Annotated in this window: 13 protein-coding genes; 5 read left to right on the forward strand and 8 right to left on the reverse strand. The window is 65.8% G+C overall.

What is annotated here, in order from left to right; all coding sequences use genetic code 11:
* Positions 1-174: 174 nt before the first annotated feature.
* From LR961_RS11160 to LR961_RS11185, 6 genes are all read right to left on the reverse strand, one after another.
* The gene (locus LR961_RS11160; RefSeq protein ID WP_232149030.1) at positions 175-1,125 is read right to left on the reverse strand and encodes a TraB/GumN family protein; all 951 of its coding nucleotides are present in this window, start codon (positions 1,123-1,125) and stop codon (positions 175-177) included.
* Entirely contained in the window at positions 1,125-2,066 is a 942-nt protein-coding gene (locus LR961_RS11165; protein WP_232149031.1) for a DUF1684 domain-containing protein, read from the reverse strand. Before LR961_RS11165 ends, LR961_RS11160 begins: the two co-directional genes overlap by 1 nt.
* Positions 2,066-3,931, reverse strand: coding sequence for a DNA mismatch repair endonuclease MutL (gene mutL, locus LR961_RS11170; protein WP_232149032.1), 1,866 nt, complete (start codon positions 3,929-3,931; stop codon positions 2,066-2,068). The genes LR961_RS11165 and mutL overlap by 1 nt, the downstream gene beginning before the upstream one ends.
* A 225-nt stretch (positions 3,932-4,156) precedes the next feature.
* Positions 4,157-5,770, reverse strand: a complete 1,614-nt coding sequence (locus tag LR961_RS11175; RefSeq protein ID WP_232149033.1) for an N-acetylmuramoyl-L-alanine amidase — start codon at positions 5,768-5,770, stop codon at positions 4,157-4,159.
* A gap of 80 nt (positions 5,771-5,850) precedes the next feature.
* Positions 5,851-6,330 (reverse strand): tRNA (adenosine(37)-N6)-threonylcarbamoyltransferase complex ATPase subunit type 1 TsaE, encoded by a 480-nt coding sequence (tsaE, locus tag LR961_RS11180; protein WP_232149039.1) that lies wholly within the window; start codon positions 6,328-6,330, stop codon positions 5,851-5,853.
* 8 nt (positions 6,331-6,338) lie between these two features.
* Positions 6,339-7,811, reverse strand: a complete 1,473-nt coding sequence (locus LR961_RS11185) for an NAD(P)H-hydrate dehydratase (protein ID WP_232149040.1) — start codon at positions 7,809-7,811, stop codon at positions 6,339-6,341.
* A gap of 23 nt (positions 7,812-7,834) precedes the next feature.
* Here LR961_RS11185 and queG point away from each other — a divergent pair, with 23 nt between their 5' ends.
* Both queG and xseA read left to right on the forward strand, forming a co-directional pair.
* A complete protein-coding gene (gene queG, locus LR961_RS11190; RefSeq protein ID WP_232149041.1) occupies positions 7,835-8,947 on the forward strand; it encodes a tRNA epoxyqueuosine(34) reductase QueG in 1,113 nt (370 codons plus the stop codon).
* A gap of 185 nt (positions 8,948-9,132) precedes the next feature.
* The gene (xseA, locus tag LR961_RS11195) at positions 9,133-10,494 is read left to right on the forward strand and encodes an exodeoxyribonuclease VII large subunit (RefSeq protein WP_232149042.1); all 1,362 of its coding nucleotides are present in this window, start codon (positions 9,133-9,135) and stop codon (positions 10,492-10,494) included.
* 233 nt (positions 10,495-10,727) lie between these two features.
* Here xseA and LR961_RS11200 read toward each other — a convergent pair whose 3' ends face one another.
* Positions 10,728-11,642 (reverse strand): M48 family metallopeptidase, encoded by a 915-nt coding sequence (locus LR961_RS11200; RefSeq protein ID WP_232149043.1) that lies wholly within the window; start codon positions 11,640-11,642, stop codon positions 10,728-10,730.
* A gap of 66 nt (positions 11,643-11,708) precedes the next feature.
* Positions 11,709-13,574: a formylglycine-generating enzyme family protein gene (locus LR961_RS11205; protein WP_232149050.1), complete on the reverse strand. Its 1,866-nt coding sequence runs from the start codon at positions 13,572-13,574 to the stop codon at positions 11,709-11,711.
* Positions 13,575-13,695: 121 nt separating this feature from the next.
* On the opposite strand from LR961_RS11205, the gene rnd reads away from it, so the two are divergent.
* The 3 genes from rnd to LR961_RS11220 all read left to right on the forward strand — a co-directional run bounded on the left by rnd (position 13,696) and on the right by LR961_RS11220 (position 16,316).
* The gene (gene rnd / locus LR961_RS11210; protein ID WP_232149051.1) at positions 13,696-14,778 is read left to right on the forward strand and encodes a ribonuclease D; all 1,083 of its coding nucleotides are present in this window, start codon (positions 13,696-13,698) and stop codon (positions 14,776-14,778) included.
* Between the two features lie 522 nt (positions 14,779-15,300).
* The gene (locus tag LR961_RS11215) at positions 15,301-15,777 is read left to right on the forward strand and encodes a hypothetical protein (RefSeq protein WP_232149052.1); all 477 of its coding nucleotides are present in this window, start codon (positions 15,301-15,303) and stop codon (positions 15,775-15,777) included.
* A gap of 287 nt (positions 15,778-16,064) precedes the next feature.
* Positions 16,065-16,316 carry a hypothetical protein gene (locus LR961_RS11220; RefSeq protein WP_232149054.1) on the forward strand — a complete coding sequence of 84 codons (252 nt, stop codon included), beginning with the start codon at positions 16,065-16,067 and terminating at the stop codon, positions 16,314-16,316.
* The last annotated feature ends 396 nt before the right edge of the window (positions 16,317-16,712 follow it).

Consider the following 16,712-nt stretch of genomic DNA (forward strand, 5'->3'; position numbering starts at 1 on the left):
GGCCGACAGCAATGTCGGCCTTTTTGATTGAGGTTGGATTCAACTGGCTGCTGCCGTAGGACCGACCTTGGTCGCGAAGCTGATTCTCCATCCGCCGCGCAGAGCCATCCTTGCAGAATGGCCCCATGACGTATTGCCGCGCTTGGCGGCTGAAGCGGCTCCTACGCGACAAACTCAGCGACGCTTGCAGGCCGAGCAGATGCGCTCGACCGTGTAGCCCTTGGCGCGCAGCTTCTCGACCACACCATCGCTGCCGAGCAGGTGCAGTGCACCGACCACCACCAACGTGGTGCCCTGCCCGCCCTGAAGCTGCCGCTGCAATGGCGCCAGCCAGGCATCGTTGCGATCCACATTGATGCGCTGGTACAGGCGCGGATACTCGCGCTTCATCTGCGCGGCCATCTCGTTCCACAACAGCGCCGCATCGCCGCGCCGCCAGGCATCGTGCAGGCGCCTGCTTTGCTGGTCCCCCTTCTCCACCTGCTCCAGGGCTTCGCGCAACAACTGGCGCTGCTCCTCGGCGCTCATGCCATCGAGCATGCTGATCTGTGAAGCCGCCGTTTCCAACCCGGTAGCCGCCTTGCCGGCTTTTGCCGCACGCTCCATCAGGTGGCGATCGAGCCCCGCTTCGGCATCAAGGCCTTGCTGCGCCATCTGGGTGAGGCTGATGGTCAGGCCGATGAACCAGGGCTTGAGCCCGGCAAGACGCTCCAGCGGCATGTTGTTGGCCGCCGACCAGGCCTGCAGACGGCGCCAGGTGTCGGCATCCAGCTCGTTCTCAAGCAGGCGACCGTCGCGGCGTAGTGCCGCCTGCATCATCTGCGTGGCCAACTCCGGTGAGCTCATCTGTTCCGGCGGCAGTTCGAACACCAACCGGTCTGCTGCATTGAAGGCGCTGTCCACGTCCGCCGAGACCGGGTAGTCATCCGGCTTGAGCAGATGGAACGACCCCAGCAGGTACAACTCGCTGCCCTGCGCGCCACTGACTTTCCACAACAACGGTACCGGCGGCGCGTGTGCGGGCTTGGCGACCGGCCCGTCCGCTCGCGCCGATGCCGTCGCCGGCAGGCCGATAAGCAGCGCTGCGCCCAGCAGTGCCGCCGCCGCGCGCGCAATCAGACTCATCATTCGGCCTTCTCCGTTTTCGGCTTGGCATACGCCTGCTCGCCCGCTTCTACCGACATGTCCATGCGGTTCTCCGGTGGCGGCAGCGGACAGGTGGCAAACGGAGTGAACGCGCAGGGCGGGTTGTAGGCGCGATTGAAGTCGATCACCACTTCGCTGCGGCCGTTGGGCGCGTCCATGTCGATGTAGCGCCCCGCCGAATAACTGCCGCGGCCATTGCTGCGGTCGGCAAAGATCACCTGCAGCGGACGCCCGGGTTCTCCCAATGCCTCCAGCCGCCAGGTGCGCCCATCGCGCTCGAACTCCACCGCGCCTGCGTTGGGCAGCTCAGTGGTCAGGCCGGTGATGTCGACGATCGGCATCGTCTTGTTCGCATCGTGTGGCACGAAGCGTGCGGTGATCCGCCAGGACGGATCGGCCGGCCAGTAGGTCAGGTTGCCGAAGTTGACCCGTGCCGGCGCGTCGGCATGCTTGAGCCGCAACGCGTGGCGGGAGCCGCGCTTGATCAGGCTCAGCACGCCCTTGTCGTCATCGAAAGTGATCTTGGTGGGCTCGGCATCGTGGTCGCTGTAAAAGCGGACGCGCCCCTTCAGCGGCTGGCCATCCACCTTCAGGGCCACGCCCGGCTCGGGTGTGAACCAGACCGCGCCATCCTTCTGCGTGACCATGCCCATGCGCGGCGGCCCCATTGCCAGGCGGATGCCGCTGGTGCTGCCACTACCGATGTAATGCGCTTTCAGTTCCAGCCAATGCAGGCCCATCAAGCTGGTCCAGCCGTCAGGCGCGAGCAGTTCGACCAGGCGCTGCTCGCGCCACAACTGGTTGTCCTGTGCAAATGCCGGGTCGACCACCGCCGCCGGCTTGCTGGCCTCGTCCTTGCCGGCGCAACCGGCGCCCAACAACGCGGCCAGCAACACCGCGCTCCCCCATGTTCTGTTCATCAACGCCCCCGCAGGAACCAGCGATCAATTTCGGCCAGAGAAAAGCGCGCCCAGGTCGGGCGGCCGTGGTTGCATTGCCCCGAGCGCTCGGTGATTTCCATGTCACGCAGCAGGGCATTCATTTCCGGAATGGTCAGCCGTCGGTTGGCGCGTACCGCGCCGTGGCAGGCCATGGTGGACAGCAGTTCGTCGCGGGCGCTGGCAATGCGCCGGCTCTGCCCGTGCTCGCGCAGATCGGTCAGCACGTCGCGCAGCAGCCCTTCCGGTTCGGCATTGGCCAGCAGCGCAGGAATGCTGCGCACATGCAGCGAGCCAGGACCGGAGCGGGTGAGCTCAAAGCCCAGCTCGGCCAACGTGGCCGCTTCCCGCTCGGCGGTATCGGCGTCGCGCTCGCCGACGGCCAGCGTGATCGGCACCAGCAGCGGTTGTGCATGCAGGCCGATGCCGTCGTGTGCGTTCTTCAGGCGTTCGTAACCGATACGCTCGTGCGCGGCGTGCATGTCCACCACGATCAGCCCTTCGGCGTTCTCGGCCAGGATGTAGATGCCGTGCAACTGGGCGATGGCATACCCCAACGGTGGCACGCCGCTGTCGCTGGACGTCTGCGGCAAAGCCGGGCCGCCGCTCCCCATCGGCGCCTGCACGGCGCCTGGCGCGAGCGCCGAATACAACGCGGAATAAGCTGACGGCGCATCGGCCACCTGCAAGCCCAGCGGCGACTGCCGCGCCTGCCAGTTGCCGCTACCGCCACTACCCGCACTGCCAGGCGGGCGGCCCAGCACGTAACCGCCGCCTGCATAACCGGCTGTCGGCGGCGACTGCGCGGCCACATCGGCCGGATGCGTCACGCCAGCGGCAGGCGCCATGCCGGCACGGGTTTCGGCCAGCGCATCCTTGAGCGTGCGGTAAACGAAATCGTGGATCAGCCGCGCATCGCGGAAGCGCACCTCGTGTTTGGCCGGGTGCACGTTTACATCCACCCGGGTCGGGTCCAGCTCGAGGAACAGCACATAAGCCGGATGGCGGCCGTGGAACAGCACATCGCCGTAACCCATTTTCACCGCGTGGCTGATGCTGCGGTCGCGCACCGAGCGGCCATTGACGTAGAGATACTGCTGGTCGGTGCTGGCGCGCGAATACTGCGGCTGGGCAATCCAGCCGTGCAGGCGCAGGCCGGCGGCGCTGTGATCCACGCGCAGCGCCTGACGCGCGAAATCCTCGCCGAGGGTTTCACCCAGCCGTGCGTCGGAATACAGATCGCCCGGCTTGTAACGCCGAGACGCCTTGCCGTTGTGCGAAACCCGCAGTTCCACATCGGGCCGCGCGAGTGCGAGCGAGCGCAGCCATTCTTCGATATGCCCCAGCTCGGTACGCTCGGCACGCAGGAACTTGCGCCGCGCCGGCACGTTGTAGAACAGCTCGCGCACTTCCACCGTGGTGCCGGGCGCATGCGCGCGCGGCGTCACTTCGCCGAGCTTACCGCCTTCGATCTGCAATGCCGCGCCGTGCTCGTCGTCATTGCGGCGCGAGGCCAGGGTGAAGCGGCTGACCGAGGCGATCGAAGGCAGGGCTTCACCACGGAAGCCGAGGGTCGCCACCGACTCCAGGTCGTCGAGGCTTGCGATCTTGCTGGTGGCGTGCCGCGACACCGCCAGCGGCAGCTGTTCGGCGGCGATGCCACCGCCGTTGTCGCGGATGCGGATCAGGCGCACGCCGCCTTCTTCAAGGTCGATGTCCACGCGTGTGGCACCGGCGTCGAGCGCGTTCTCAACCAGCTCCTTGACCACCGAGGCCGGGCGTTCGACCACTTCGCCTGCGGCGATCTGGTTGATCAGGATCTCCGGCAGCGGGCGAATCGTATTCATGCCACTGCCCCGGCAAAAACCGACAACGCGGCGCGGCGGGAAGCAGAGCGGGAGAAGGGAATCAGGTGAAAGTCATGCATCGGCAGATGATAGCCGAGCATGCGGACCTGGCCGCATCAGACAGGCGCACAAAGCGTTCTGCATCACAACCAGGGACTGCACAACTCGCCTGCCGGGAAACCTGCCATCGTGCTGACGGGCAATCAGCCCGTCGTATTGGGCGGCTTACTTGCTGCCGCCGGCCACGGTGCCGGCAGCGGCGTCCATCTCGGCCTGGGCGCGGGCGGCAAACAGCGTACCCGGCGGCGGCTGACGACTGAAGAAGGTGTGCACGCCATCCAGCACGGCACCGGCGATACGACGCTGGTAAGCCGGGTCGATCAGGCGACGCTCTTCGTCCGGATTGGAGATGAACGCGGTTTCCACCAGCATGGCCGGCATGTCCGAGGTGCGCAGCACCGCGAAGTTGGCGCGTTCCAGGTTTGGCTTGTGGTTGTTGCCAATGCGCTTCAGGCCGCCGAGCACGTGGCTGGCTGCGTCTTCGGAAGCCTTCATGTAGCCGCTCTGGGCCAAGTCCAGCAGCACATTGGCCAGGGTGCCTTCGGTGCGGTTGAGGCTGACGCCACCAATCAGGTCGGCCGCGTTTTCCTTGTCCGCCAGCCAGCGCGCACGCTGCGACGAGGCCCCCTTGGTCGACAGCACGTAGACCGACGAGCCGGTCGCCGAGCGGTTCTCGGCGGCATCGGCGTGGATCGAAATGAAGATGTCGGCCTTGGCCGCACGCGCACGCTGCGCACGCATCGGCAGCGGGATGAACACGTCGGTATCGCGGGTCAGGTAGGCGCGCAGACCCGGCGTGGCGTTGACCTGCCGCGCCAGTTCACGTGCGACGGCCAGGGTCACGTCCTTCTCGCGCTTGCCGGTCGGGCCAATGGCACCCGGATCCTGACCGCCATGGCCGGGATCGATCGCCACCACAAGGGTGCGCATTCCCGCTTGCATGCGAACGCGTGACGCATCGCTGGGCATCACCGGGCGCGGCGCTTCGGGGGTAACGGCAGGCGCCGGTGCGACAGCAACGGGCGCGACCGCAGCCTGGGTCACGCGGGTACCCGCCGTCTGCACCTGCGATGCCGGCGCTGCACCTGTGGCCGATTGACCATTGAGGATCGCGGCCGGCGACGGCTGTGATGCCGCCACCTGCACGGATGCGCCGGCAACCGGAACACTGGCGACCGGTGCGGGGGTCTGAACAGCTGGAGTGACCGGTGCGGGCGGTGGCGTTGCAGCCTGGCGGCTGACCGCCGCAGTCAACGCGGCGGTTGCGCGGGCGGCCTCGGCGCGTGCTTCTGCACCACTCTGGACCGGAGCAGTCGGCGCCGGCGCGACCTGCGCAGCGGGCGGCGTGCTGGCAGCAACCGTGGCCGGCGCGGATACCGGGCCTTCACCCGGCCACTGGATCGACAAGGTGGACTGGGCGCCCTGCCCCTGCATCTGCGGCTTGAACGGGGCAACGGTTTCGGCCAGATCGAACACCACGCGGAAGGTGCCCGGCGTCGGATTGCCGGTACGCACGGCCGTCACCACACCTGCCGGAGCCGGCAGCTTGAGGCCGCGCACCGCGGTTGAATCGGGGAAATCAACGACCAGCCGGTTTGGACCAGCCAGGCTCAGGGTCTTGTAGCTGCCACCACCGGCCAGTTGGATCTCGGCGCGGGTGCCGGTGGCACCGCTGTGCAGCGCGACGCCGCGAACCTCACCTGCCGACGCACAGGCGCTGGCGAGGCAGAGCCCGGCGAGGACAACAGTCAATGCTGGCAGGCGGTTTGCCGTAGTCATGGGCGGATTCAATCACCGGAATTTGGTAATTGCAACATGTTTTCCCTTAATAATCCGCAACCTGCCACACCTTCCTGTGATCAGGGCGTAAAAAACGGCTGCAAGTGAGCCATTTGACCCAGCCGTTGCAGCCAGGCTTCGCCCTTCACGCTACGGGCCTGAAGGCGTGCTCGGCGGCCATATCCATCAATCTCCAGCGCCACCACCAGGTCCACTGGCGGCAGCCCACCAACGCCCCGCTCCGGCCATTCGACCAGCCAGAGATCGGCACTGGCCTCATCCAGCCCGAGGAAATCCAGCTCACCGGCATCACCGATGCGGTACAGATCCAGATGCCAGGCTTCGCCGTCGGCCAGCGGGTAGCGCTCGATCAGCGTGTAGGTCGGGCTGCGGATCGAGCCCTGCACGCCCAACGCACGCAGCAATGCCCGCGCCAATGTGGATTTGCCGGCGCCAAGGTCGCCCTGCAGGTGGACTACCGCTTGCGCGGGGCGGGTCTGGGCCAGAGCCTGGCCAAGCAGGTCGGTGCTTTCGGCCTCGGGGAGCAACAGTTCGATCATGGTCGTCATTATGGATTGGCCAGCGCACGCAGGTGCGGCAGCAGATCGCGCGGCAGCAGACCACGCTCGCCTTCAAGGGCCGCGACATCACCGGCCAGGCCATGCAGCAGGGCGCCGGTGCTGGCGGCATCAAACAACGAAAGCCCCTGCGCGACCAGCGCGGCAATGATGCCGGTGAGCAGGTCGCCCATGCCGCCGACGGCCATGCCGGGATTGCCGGCCGCCACCACGCGGGGCAACTGACCGGGCGCGGCGACGATGCTGCCTGCGCCCTTGAGCACCACCACCGAGGCGTAGCGCCTGGACAGCGCCTGCGCGGCGGCAAAACGGTCACGCTGGATGCTTGCCGTGTCGGTGTCGAGCAGGCGCGCGGCTTCGCCGGGATGCGGCGTTAGGATGCAGCGGGTCAACGGTTGCGGATCGGCGGCCAGCAGGTTCAACGCATCGGCATCGATCACCAGCGGCTTGCCGCAGGCCAGCGCCGCCGTCCACAGCGCGCGCGCCCAATCGTCCTGGCCCAGGCCCGGACCCAGCGCCACAACGTCGGCCCGCGCCGACAGCAACGTCAACGCCCTGCCGTCCTCGACCACGTGCGCCATTGCCTCTGGGCAGCGCGCCAACAGCGGCGGCACGTGTTCGGCATGCGTGGCCACGCTGACCAGACCGGCACCGGCACGCAACGCCGCCTCGGTGGCTAGCATCACCGCGCCCGCACTGCCGTGATTGCCGCCCACGCACAGCACGTGACCAGATTCGCCCTTGTGGGTGTTCAGCCGTCGCCTGGGCAACTGCCGGGCCAGCACCGGCTTGAGCCAGCGCACGGCACAAGCAGACACGCCTTCGAATGCCGCCGAAGGAACGTCCAGTTCGGCCAACAGGCGCTGGCGGGCGTACTCCAACGCAGCGCCGGTATGCAGGCCACGATGCGGCACGATGAACTGCAGCACGCTGTCGGCGTGGACCGCGATGCCGGGGACATCACCACTTGCAGCGTCCACACCACTGGGCACGTCCAGCGCGAACACCGGCGCGGCGGCCGCATTCATCGCCTTGATCAACTCGGCTTCGGCATCGGCCGGCGCGCGCGTCAGGCCGATGCCGAACAGCGCATCAACGATCAGATCGGCCTGTTGCAGGCTGTCGACGTGCAGTTCGACGTGGCCGCCGATGGCCACGTATTCGGTGCAGGCACGTTGGGCGGAAGACGTGCGCGGCGCGGCATCAGGCAGGTGCAATACGCCCACCTCACGACCGGATTGCCGGGCCAGCCGCGCCAGCACGTAGCCGTCGCCGCCGTTGTTGCCCGGCCCGCATACCACGACGATGCGCCGCGCCTGCGGCCAGTACTGCAGCGCGCATTGCCACGCTGCCTGTCCGGCGCGCTGCATCAGCAGGTAGCCGTCATCGCCCAGCACGGCGCTGGCCTGGGCATCGATGCGCCGGGCGGCTTCGGTATCGAACAGGACGGCGGGCTCTGACATGCCCACGATTCTATACTTGCGCCATGTCACAAGCCGTCTCCACCGCCAATCCGGCGCAGCTGTCGCTGCGCATCCGCCAGCTCGCGCATGAAGCCGGTTTCCAGCGCTGCGGGGTCAGCGGCATCGAGCTAGGCCAGGACGAAGCCCATCTGGCCGACTGGCTGGGCAAGGGCCTGTACGGAACGATGGAATGGATGGCGCGGCACGGCAGCCTACGCGCGCGCCCGCAGGAGCTACTGCCGGGCACGTTGCGGGTGATTTCGGTGGGGCTGGACTACGGCCACAAGGACGATGCCGAAGCCTGGGAGACCTTGAACGATGCCGACCGCGCCTACGTGGCCCGCTACGCGCTGGGCCGCGACTACCACAAGCTGATGCGCAACCGCTTGCAGAAGCTGGCTGAGCGCATCGCCAGCGAGATCGGCCCGTTCGGCTACCGCGTCTTCGTCGATTCGGCGCCAGTGCTGGAGCGCGCGCTCGCCCGCAATGCCGGGCTGGGCTGGATCGGCAAGCACACCTGCCTGATCGACCGCGATGGCGGCTCGTGGTTCTTCCTCGGCGAGATCTACGTCGATTTGCCGCTGCCGGTGGACGCCCCGGCCAGCGCGCATTGCGGTACCTGCACACGCTGTATCGATGTCTGCCCGACCGCCGCCATCATCGCGCCGCATCGGCTGGATGCACGCCGCTGCATTTCCTATCTGACCATCGAGCACGACGGCGCTATCCCGCTGGAGATGCGCCCGCTGATGGGCAACCGCATCTACGGTTGCGACGACTGCCAACTGGTGTGCCCCTGGAACAAGTTCGCCAAGCGCACCGACGAGCCGGATTTCCGCGCGCGCAACAACCTGGACACGGCCACGCTGCCGGAACTGTTCGCCTGGGAAGAAGAGGAGTTCCTGCGCCGCACCGAAGGCAGCCCCATTCGCCGCAGTGGCCACGAGCGCTGGCTGCGCAACATCGCCGTGGCGCTGGGCAATGCGGCGCCATCGCAAAGCGCACGCACCGCGCTTGAACAGCGCATCGACCACCCTTCGGAACTGGTGCGCGAGCACGTGCGTTGGGGGTTGGAGCGGCACGATGGTGCCATCGCGAATGGGAATTCGGCGCTGGGAATCACGGTTTTGCCGTGATTGGAAATTCCTGACTGGCGGCGGCATCGCCTGTACACCACTGCAACGCCGGAGATCAGGAGCCGACGCCTCGACACCCGAAGCGCATGACCCTGCGTTGCGCCGAAGCCAGTACCATCCCCTGAAGATCAGCGCTGGCACCGACGTGTCGCTACTGATCCCGCCCCCAATCCGCACCCCAGAACATGCCCACCCAGAACGACGAAATCCTCACCCCGGCCCAGCTCAACACGCTGGCGCGCGACCTGCTGGAAAGCACGTTTCCGCTGGTGTGGGTGGAAGGTGAACTGGGTAACGTCAGCCGCCCGGCATCCGGCCACCTGTACTTCACGCTGAAGGATGCGCGGGCGCAGGTGCGTGCCGCAATGTTCCGGCCCAAGAGCCAATGGCTGAAGTTCGTCCCGCGCGAAGGCCTGCGCGTGCTGGTGCGTGGCCGCCTGACCTTGTACGAAGCCCGCGGCGACTACCAGCTGATCCTGGACCACATGGAAGAAGCCGGCGAAGGCGCATTGCGCCGCGCCTTTGATGAACTCAAGGCACGCCTGGAAGCCGAGGGCCTGTTCGACCCTGCGCGCAAGCGCCCGCTGCCTGCGCACGTGCGCAGGCTGGCGCTGATCACCTCACCCAGCGGCGCAGCGGTACGCGACGTGCTGAGCGTGCTGGCGCGGCGTTTCCCGCTGTTGGAGGTGGAACTGCTGCCCTCGCTGGTACAGGGCGAAACCGCCGCGGCGCAGATCACCTCGTTGCTGCGCCAGGCCGATGCCAGTGGCCGTTACGACGTGATCCTGCTGACCCGCGGCGGTGGTTCGCTGGAAGATCTGTGGGCGTTCAACGACGAGCAGTTGGCCCGCGCGATTGCTGCCAGCAACACACCGGTGGTGTCGGCGGTGGGCCATGAAACCGACTTCAGCCTGTCCGACTTCGCCGCCGACCTGCGCGCACCCACGCCTTCGGTTGCGGCGGAACTGCTGGTGCCGGATCAACGCGATCTGTCCATCCGTCTGCGTCGCCTGCAACAGCGCCTGGCGCAACTGCAGGTGCATGCCTTGAGCCAGGCGATGCAGCGCGCGGACCGTGCCGCCTTGCGCCTGCAAGCACAAGGCCCGCAGGCCCGGTTGAACCTGCTGCGCCACCGGCAGGAAGCCGCGCTTGCCCGACTGCACGCCAACTGGCGGCAGGTGCAGGAACGTCGCCGTGCGAAGTTGGCACACGCCGCAGCGGTACTGCGCGGTGCACAGCCGCAACGCCAGCTCGCCGTATTGAGGGAGCGCCTTGCAGCCACGGCGCCGCGTGCGCAGGCCGCAATCAGCCGCCAATTGCAACGCGATGCACTGCGCCTGCGTGGCATCGCCCGCTCACTGGAAGCGGTAAGTCCGCTGGCGACGGTAGCGCGTGGTTACTCGATCCTAACCCGCATCGATGACGGTGCGCTGGTGCGCTCCAGCACGCAGGCGCAGCCGGGCGATCGGTTGCAGGCGCGTCTGGCCGAAGGCACGTTGCAGGTCCGGGTGGAAAGTGTTGCCGGCAAGGACGAGGCCGGAGCGTAAGCAGCGCGGTTTTTCGGCCCGTTGCGGTTGCGGACACCCTGCGGGCTGACGCATTCGCGACTGAAGCCGCTCCTATGCGTACGCAGACACCACGCGTTCCGTAAGGGGCGATTCAAACCGCCAAACTGGAAGTGCTCCAGCCAACGGCAGCGCATGCGATTGCAGCGCAACGGGTGACGCCTGCATCACCAGCTTCGCGGCTGAAGCCGCTCCTACAAGAGCGGCGTCTGCGGTTACAGGCTGGCCGCGCCTTGCGTGCAGAATTTCTGACGGTACTCCATCGCCTTGGGCATCAGCGCCTGCAGGTTCTGGATGCGGGTGCCGGGATTGGGATGCGTCGATGAGAACTCCGGCGGCGCCTCGCCACCACTGGCCTGGCTCATGCGCTGCCACAGCGGCACGGCTTCTTCGGGGTTGAAGCAGGCCGCCGCGGCCAACATCAGCCCCACTTCGTCGGCCTGGGTTTCGTGCGAACGCGCGTACGGCAGCAGATAACCGTAACCCATGGCCGACATCATCATCTGTTGCTGCTGTGCGTCCAGGCCACCTGCGGCACCGGCCATCTGGCCGATCTGGGTCAGCTTCTGCTGGGCCATGCGCTGCGCGCCATGGCGCAACAGTGCATGGGCGATCTCATGCCCCATCACCACTGCCACCGCATCGGCGTTCTGCGCTACCGGGATCAACCCGGTGTAGACGGCCATCTTGCCGCCGGGCAGGCAGAACGCATTGGCCTGATCGGACTGGATGACATTGACCTCCCAGTCGAAATCGCGGGAGAAGTGCTGCGGCTGCATGCCGTGTTCCTGCGCCAGCGCGGTCTCCACCACATCCACCTTGGCGATCAGGCGGCTGGCGATTTCACGCACCTGCCTGGAAATCTGCGCATTGGGGTCCAGCGGACGCTCCTGCGACAGGATCTCCTGGTAGGCCTGCAAGCCCAGCGCCTTTTCCTCATTGGCATCCAGCGCACTGTCGATCAGCACTTTCTCGCCGGTGTACGGGTCCACCGAACGATTGCCGAAGTAGTAGCAGCCACCGTAGATGGCAAAGCCCAGCAGGATCAGCCAACGCACATTGCCGAACAGGCCGCCGCCGCGGCGCGTGCGCCCGCCCGTGTTCTGGTTGCCGAAAGGATCTTGTCGCATGCCGAGCTTCCGTCAGGGCCGGTCTGGCCGTGGGCGATGGTAGCGCGCCACAGGCGCACGGCAACGTCAAATTCCGCGAACCAGGCGGAAGCCTATCCGGGCCGAGGTCACGTCCGAGTCCTGCGATTGGCGCCAGGCTGCCCGCGTCTGCTCCGGGGCATTGGCCCAGTTGCCGCCGCGGATCAGCCGCTGCCGGCAGCCCGGGTTGTACCAGGCCGCGCCATCGGCTGGAGCACGGCGGTAGCTGGCATGCCAGCAGTCGGCCACCCATTCGCTGAGGTTGCCGGCCATGTCATGCAGCCCCCAGGCGTTGGCGCGGAACATGCCCACCGGCGCAGTCCCCCAGAAGCCATCGCCATAACCGATGAAGGCATTGTTCCAGTGACGGCCACTGGGCGAGACGTCCAGGCTGCCGGTGAAGTTGCCGGTGTTCTCCGGCGGCACCGTCGCCCGTCCCCATGGATAGCGCCCCTGGGTGCCGGCACGCAGCGCGTACTCGAACTCCGACTCGCTGGGCAGCCGGTAATAGCGCCCGGTCTGTTCGCTCAGCCACGCCGCGTAAGCCTCGGCATCGCGCACGCTGACATGCATCACCGGACTGTTGGGCGCGGCCTTCAGACCGTTGTAGTCCGACTGCCAATCCACACCGCTGCGGCGGATGAAATTGCCGCTGCGTTCGTCATACACCACCGAATGACCCCGCCGCGTGGCGCGTGGCCGCGCATTGGTCGACTCCACGAAACGGCGGAATTCACCGACCGTGACTTCGGTGATGGACATGGCAAAACCCCGGTCAAATCGCACCGGATGCTGTGGGCGCTCACCATCGCTGGCACCGATCTCATCAGACATCGCCCCCATCTGGAATGTGCCATGCGGCACCACCACCATCTGCGGCCCACGACTGCCGTCGCCCAGGGCGTCGCTGAACACCTGGCCGGGGCGGAAGCTGCCGTAGTGGGTGACCAGCGCAATGCGTTCGCGCAGCAATGGCACGGTTCTGTCGCCGGGCAAGGCGATGCGCTCGGCCTGTTCCAGCTTCAGACGTGCATCCTTCAATCCCTTGGCCGACGACAAGTCGCGCAGACCACCTTCGCGCAGGGCATCCAGCTGTGCGGTACGGATGCCTTCGATACGCGCACGCGCATCGAGCAACGTCGGCCCTTCGCCGCGGATGGTGCCGGCCTTGCCCAGCCAGGAGGCGGCCGCGTCGAAATCCGAGGCGCTGGCTGCGGCGTGTTCGGCGCGCCGGATCAAGCCACTTTCAATCGCCGCCAGGCCCTGTCGGGCGCGGCTGTTGTCCGGGTCGGCCGCCAACACCTGGCGGAACGCGGCCTGCGCGCCGCCACCGTCTTCACCAAATTGATGCTCGCGCAGCGCCTGCTCGCCGGCACGGTTCAAGGCCAGCAGGCGGCGCGCGTTGGCGATGCGCTGTTCGAGCTCCCGCTCGGCCTTGCCATCCGGGGCAAGGGCCACGGCGACCCCAGCCATCTCCGCTGCTTCGGCCAGCGCAGCGCGCTGGTTCTCGGTGCGCTCCATCAACGCGCCAGCCTGCGCCCGCAACCGCTGCCGGGCCTTGTCCAGCCCGCGCCTGGCCGCCGTGTCCCCGGGCTGCTGCGCCAGTATCGCCAGGTACAGCGGGATGGCGTCGTCGGGCTGCTTGTGCAGGCGGTCTTCGGCCAAGGCCTTGTCGGCCGCCCTGCGCGCCTGTGCCAGCTCGCCGGGTTGCAGCTCGACTTCCGGTGCAGTCCAGACCGGCAAAGCCGTGACTTCGATCCTCGGCGCCGGGTCCGGCAGCACCGGCGAGGCTTTCGCTGCCGGTACCGGCTCGGCTTCGACCGGCTGCACGGTAGGGGTAGCCTGCGCATTGGCTTGTGGCTCGGCCGGGCCCTTGCCACAACCGGCAAGCGCCAACGCCAACAGCACTGCCATGCTTTTCACTTGCCCGGTCCTGCCCAAGAAGCCTCCACTTGCCTGCCCGCTTCGACGGGCGCGGCCCGACGTTAGGCTATTCTCGCCTGCCTGAGCAAACCCTGCAGTTGACGGAACCCACGTGGCTTACTGGATCAAACACCCGGCGGAACTTGAAGAACGCTACCGCCAGCGCCCCACCCGCATCGGGCTGGATACCGAATTCATCCGTGAACGCACCTACTGGCCGCAACTGGCCCTGGTGCAGATGGCCGTTGGCAATGAAATCCTGCTGATCGACCCGCTGATACCGGGCATGTGCGAAGCCCTCAAGCCGTGGCTGACCGACACCTCCATCACCAAGATCATGCACAGCGCCAGCGAAGACCTGGTCGCCTTCAAGTGCGCCTGCGATGCGCTGCCGCGCCCGTTGTTCGATACCCAGATCGGCGCCGCACTAGCCGGCATCGGTGGCGGCATGGGCTATCAGAAGCTGGTCGCCGAGATCACCGGCGTCACCCTGCCCAAGGGCGAGACCCGCTCGGACTGGCTCAAGCGCCCGCTCAGCGATGCGCAGCTGGAATACGCCGCCGACGACGTGGAGTACCTGTTCGCCCTGCACGACACCATCAGCCAGCGCCTGCAGGAAAAGGACCGCATGCAATGGCTGGCCGATGACGGCGAGCGCCTGCTGGCCAGCGTCGAGCGCGACGAGAGTGAGCATTGGCCGCACCTGTCGATGCGTACCTCGCAGTTCCTGGAGCCGGAAGCGCAGCTGCGGCTGCTGCGGCTGCTGCGCTGGCGCGAGCAACAGGCGCGGCTGAGCGACAAGCCGCGCAGCTGGATCCTGGACAACGAACTGGCCAGCCTGCTCGCCCGCACCCCGCCGGCCGACTACGAGGCGATGCTCAAGGTGTTCGGCCGCTTCCCTAAGGCGCCGCGCAAGCTCGCCCAGCAGGTGTGGGACGTGTTGAACACGCCGCTGCCCGATGAAGCCGATGCACCGATGGCACTGCCGGCCACCGAAGGCAACAAGAACGCGCTCAAGCGCCTTCAGGATGCCGTTGCCAAACTCACCGCCGAACTCGGCCTTCCCGACGGCCTGCTCGCTTCACGCAAGCACCTCGAATCGCTGCTGGAAAGCGGTAACTGGCCAAGCGCCTTGGCAGGCTGGCGCCAGCAGCAGTTGGAACCGGTGCTACGCCCGTTGTTGACCAGCACCTGATCACAACACGTCGATGACCAGCGGTATCGCTGGTCATCGGCAACACAAGCGCATCGCGTGTGCTGCCTCACGCAGGTTCCCCGCTGGACGGGATGAAACCCCGGCACACAGCAACAAGACAGACCCCATCGCCGCAGCACCCAAGCCTGCCGCAGCGGCAACCGGGCAAGCGCAGTCCAACCGACGCCACGCAACTCAAGTCACTGCCGCCCCGTGAGCGCACGGCAGCGCACGGCAGCGTCATTATCGCCGCCCCCACACGTCGCTGCCAAACCCATCGTCCTGCTCCGGGTACGCCGCGCTTGTCAGGCGAAGGCAGTTGCATCCGCACCGACACAGCCGGGTTTGAACACATCCGGCATACAGCGCACAGCTGTGATGCAGAAGCGTCACTGATCGCCAGAATAGAAAAGGGCTCGCATTTCTGCGAGCCCTTGAAATTCTAGGGTCGCGTTTCATACGGTGCGCTGTGGATCGGTGATATAGGCGAACCCGCAGGTCTACCAATTAGCGGCTAGGGAATTGTATGAAAAAAATCGATTCCGCTGGTTGATGCTATTTTTCGCAGTTCCTTCAGCTGTGTTGGCCAGGGGAGCGATTGACTTCTGCGCGCTTTCAGGATTAAAAGAACCTACCAATAACGCTATAACAACGTTTGTATTTATCGACGCATTCCCGCACGGCCAAGATGCCACATCCTCTACCTGTCCCCGACAGCGACTCTCGGTAGACTTCGCGATCGGCAATGATGCCCGAGCAGAGAATTTCTACGCCTTCTTGTTTCGCAGACCGGCCAGACTGTCTGGACCGCGCGAGATTCAAGCAACTGTTGACTACTCCTCCGGAAATATCGTCGTCAAGCGAATACATAAGTACAGAGAGCTAACCGAGCAAGAAGCAGAATTTCTTAGCCCGAAGTTTTCACGACAAGAAGATGCGATCATTCAGAAGGCCCTGGGTGATGCCGCGCATGCTGCAGACTCAGCAGCCAACAGGTGATCGCCTGACCATTAGTTCAAGTCAAAGCCGCTTCGCGGATCGATTGAATTTTAAATTTGAACGTCCGCTCTTGGCCGCAGGGCGTCATGCGACCCAAGGCGGGCATGCTTCTATCGTTCGGCCTGATCTGGCGATGTCTCCGACACCATCTTTTGAGTCGGTTGTGCACCGTCCTGTTGGCACGACGCCCCCGCGGCCCTAGGATCAAACTGCATCAAGGGAAGAGCCCATCGGGCATGAGTAGTGTAACCGCCTCTCGGGGGCCGTCTTTTAGGTAGGTAGGCAACATGAAAAATGCACCCGAGTTCCACGAGGCGATGGCACGAATGTACCGATCTATCGATGTTTCACCAAGGAACGAAGCGGCGCTAGAGCGTGCCAAGCAACTTTTGTTCGCTAGGAGCATGGATGCTCTCTTGGAGAAGCTTGAAGGAAAACCTGTCGTTGAGTTCATTGGCAAAGAATTCGTCACATCAAATGTGAAAGTCAGATTCTCCGCTGCAAAATTTCAAGAATTAATAGACAGCTATGCCACCTGAAAATTCTTTCGAGCCGAACCCGCTGCGCAAGCCGGCCTAATTCCAGAGTTAGGCCGCAGGAAGGATTTCCATGACCTATCGAGTCGAACGAGATGATGGATTCCGTGAGCCATGAAGCTCGCTTAGTTGGCGCCGCGGCCTAACAGTTAATTCAAGCCGACGCCGCTCCGCCGCTTGGCCTGATTGTCTGCTGCGAACGACTGCTTCTGGCTGATGCCAGCCGTTCACTTGGGGCCGACGCGGTCCGTCTCAGAATCTGAACCTGCCCGCGCATAGCCACTCCTTGCCCCCGATCAGTTCGCTTGGCGCCCTCATGCCGGCAGCGACGCCCTGACCTTTCGCGGCAAGATTGCCGGGCTCGTCCGCCCCTTGGTTGATGGACGGGCCCGCTCGTCT

The sequence above is a fragment of the Stenotrophomonas sp. SY1 genome (assembly GCF_021202945.1).
Classification (GTDB): Bacteria; Pseudomonadota; Gammaproteobacteria; order Xanthomonadales; family Xanthomonadaceae; genus Stenotrophomonas.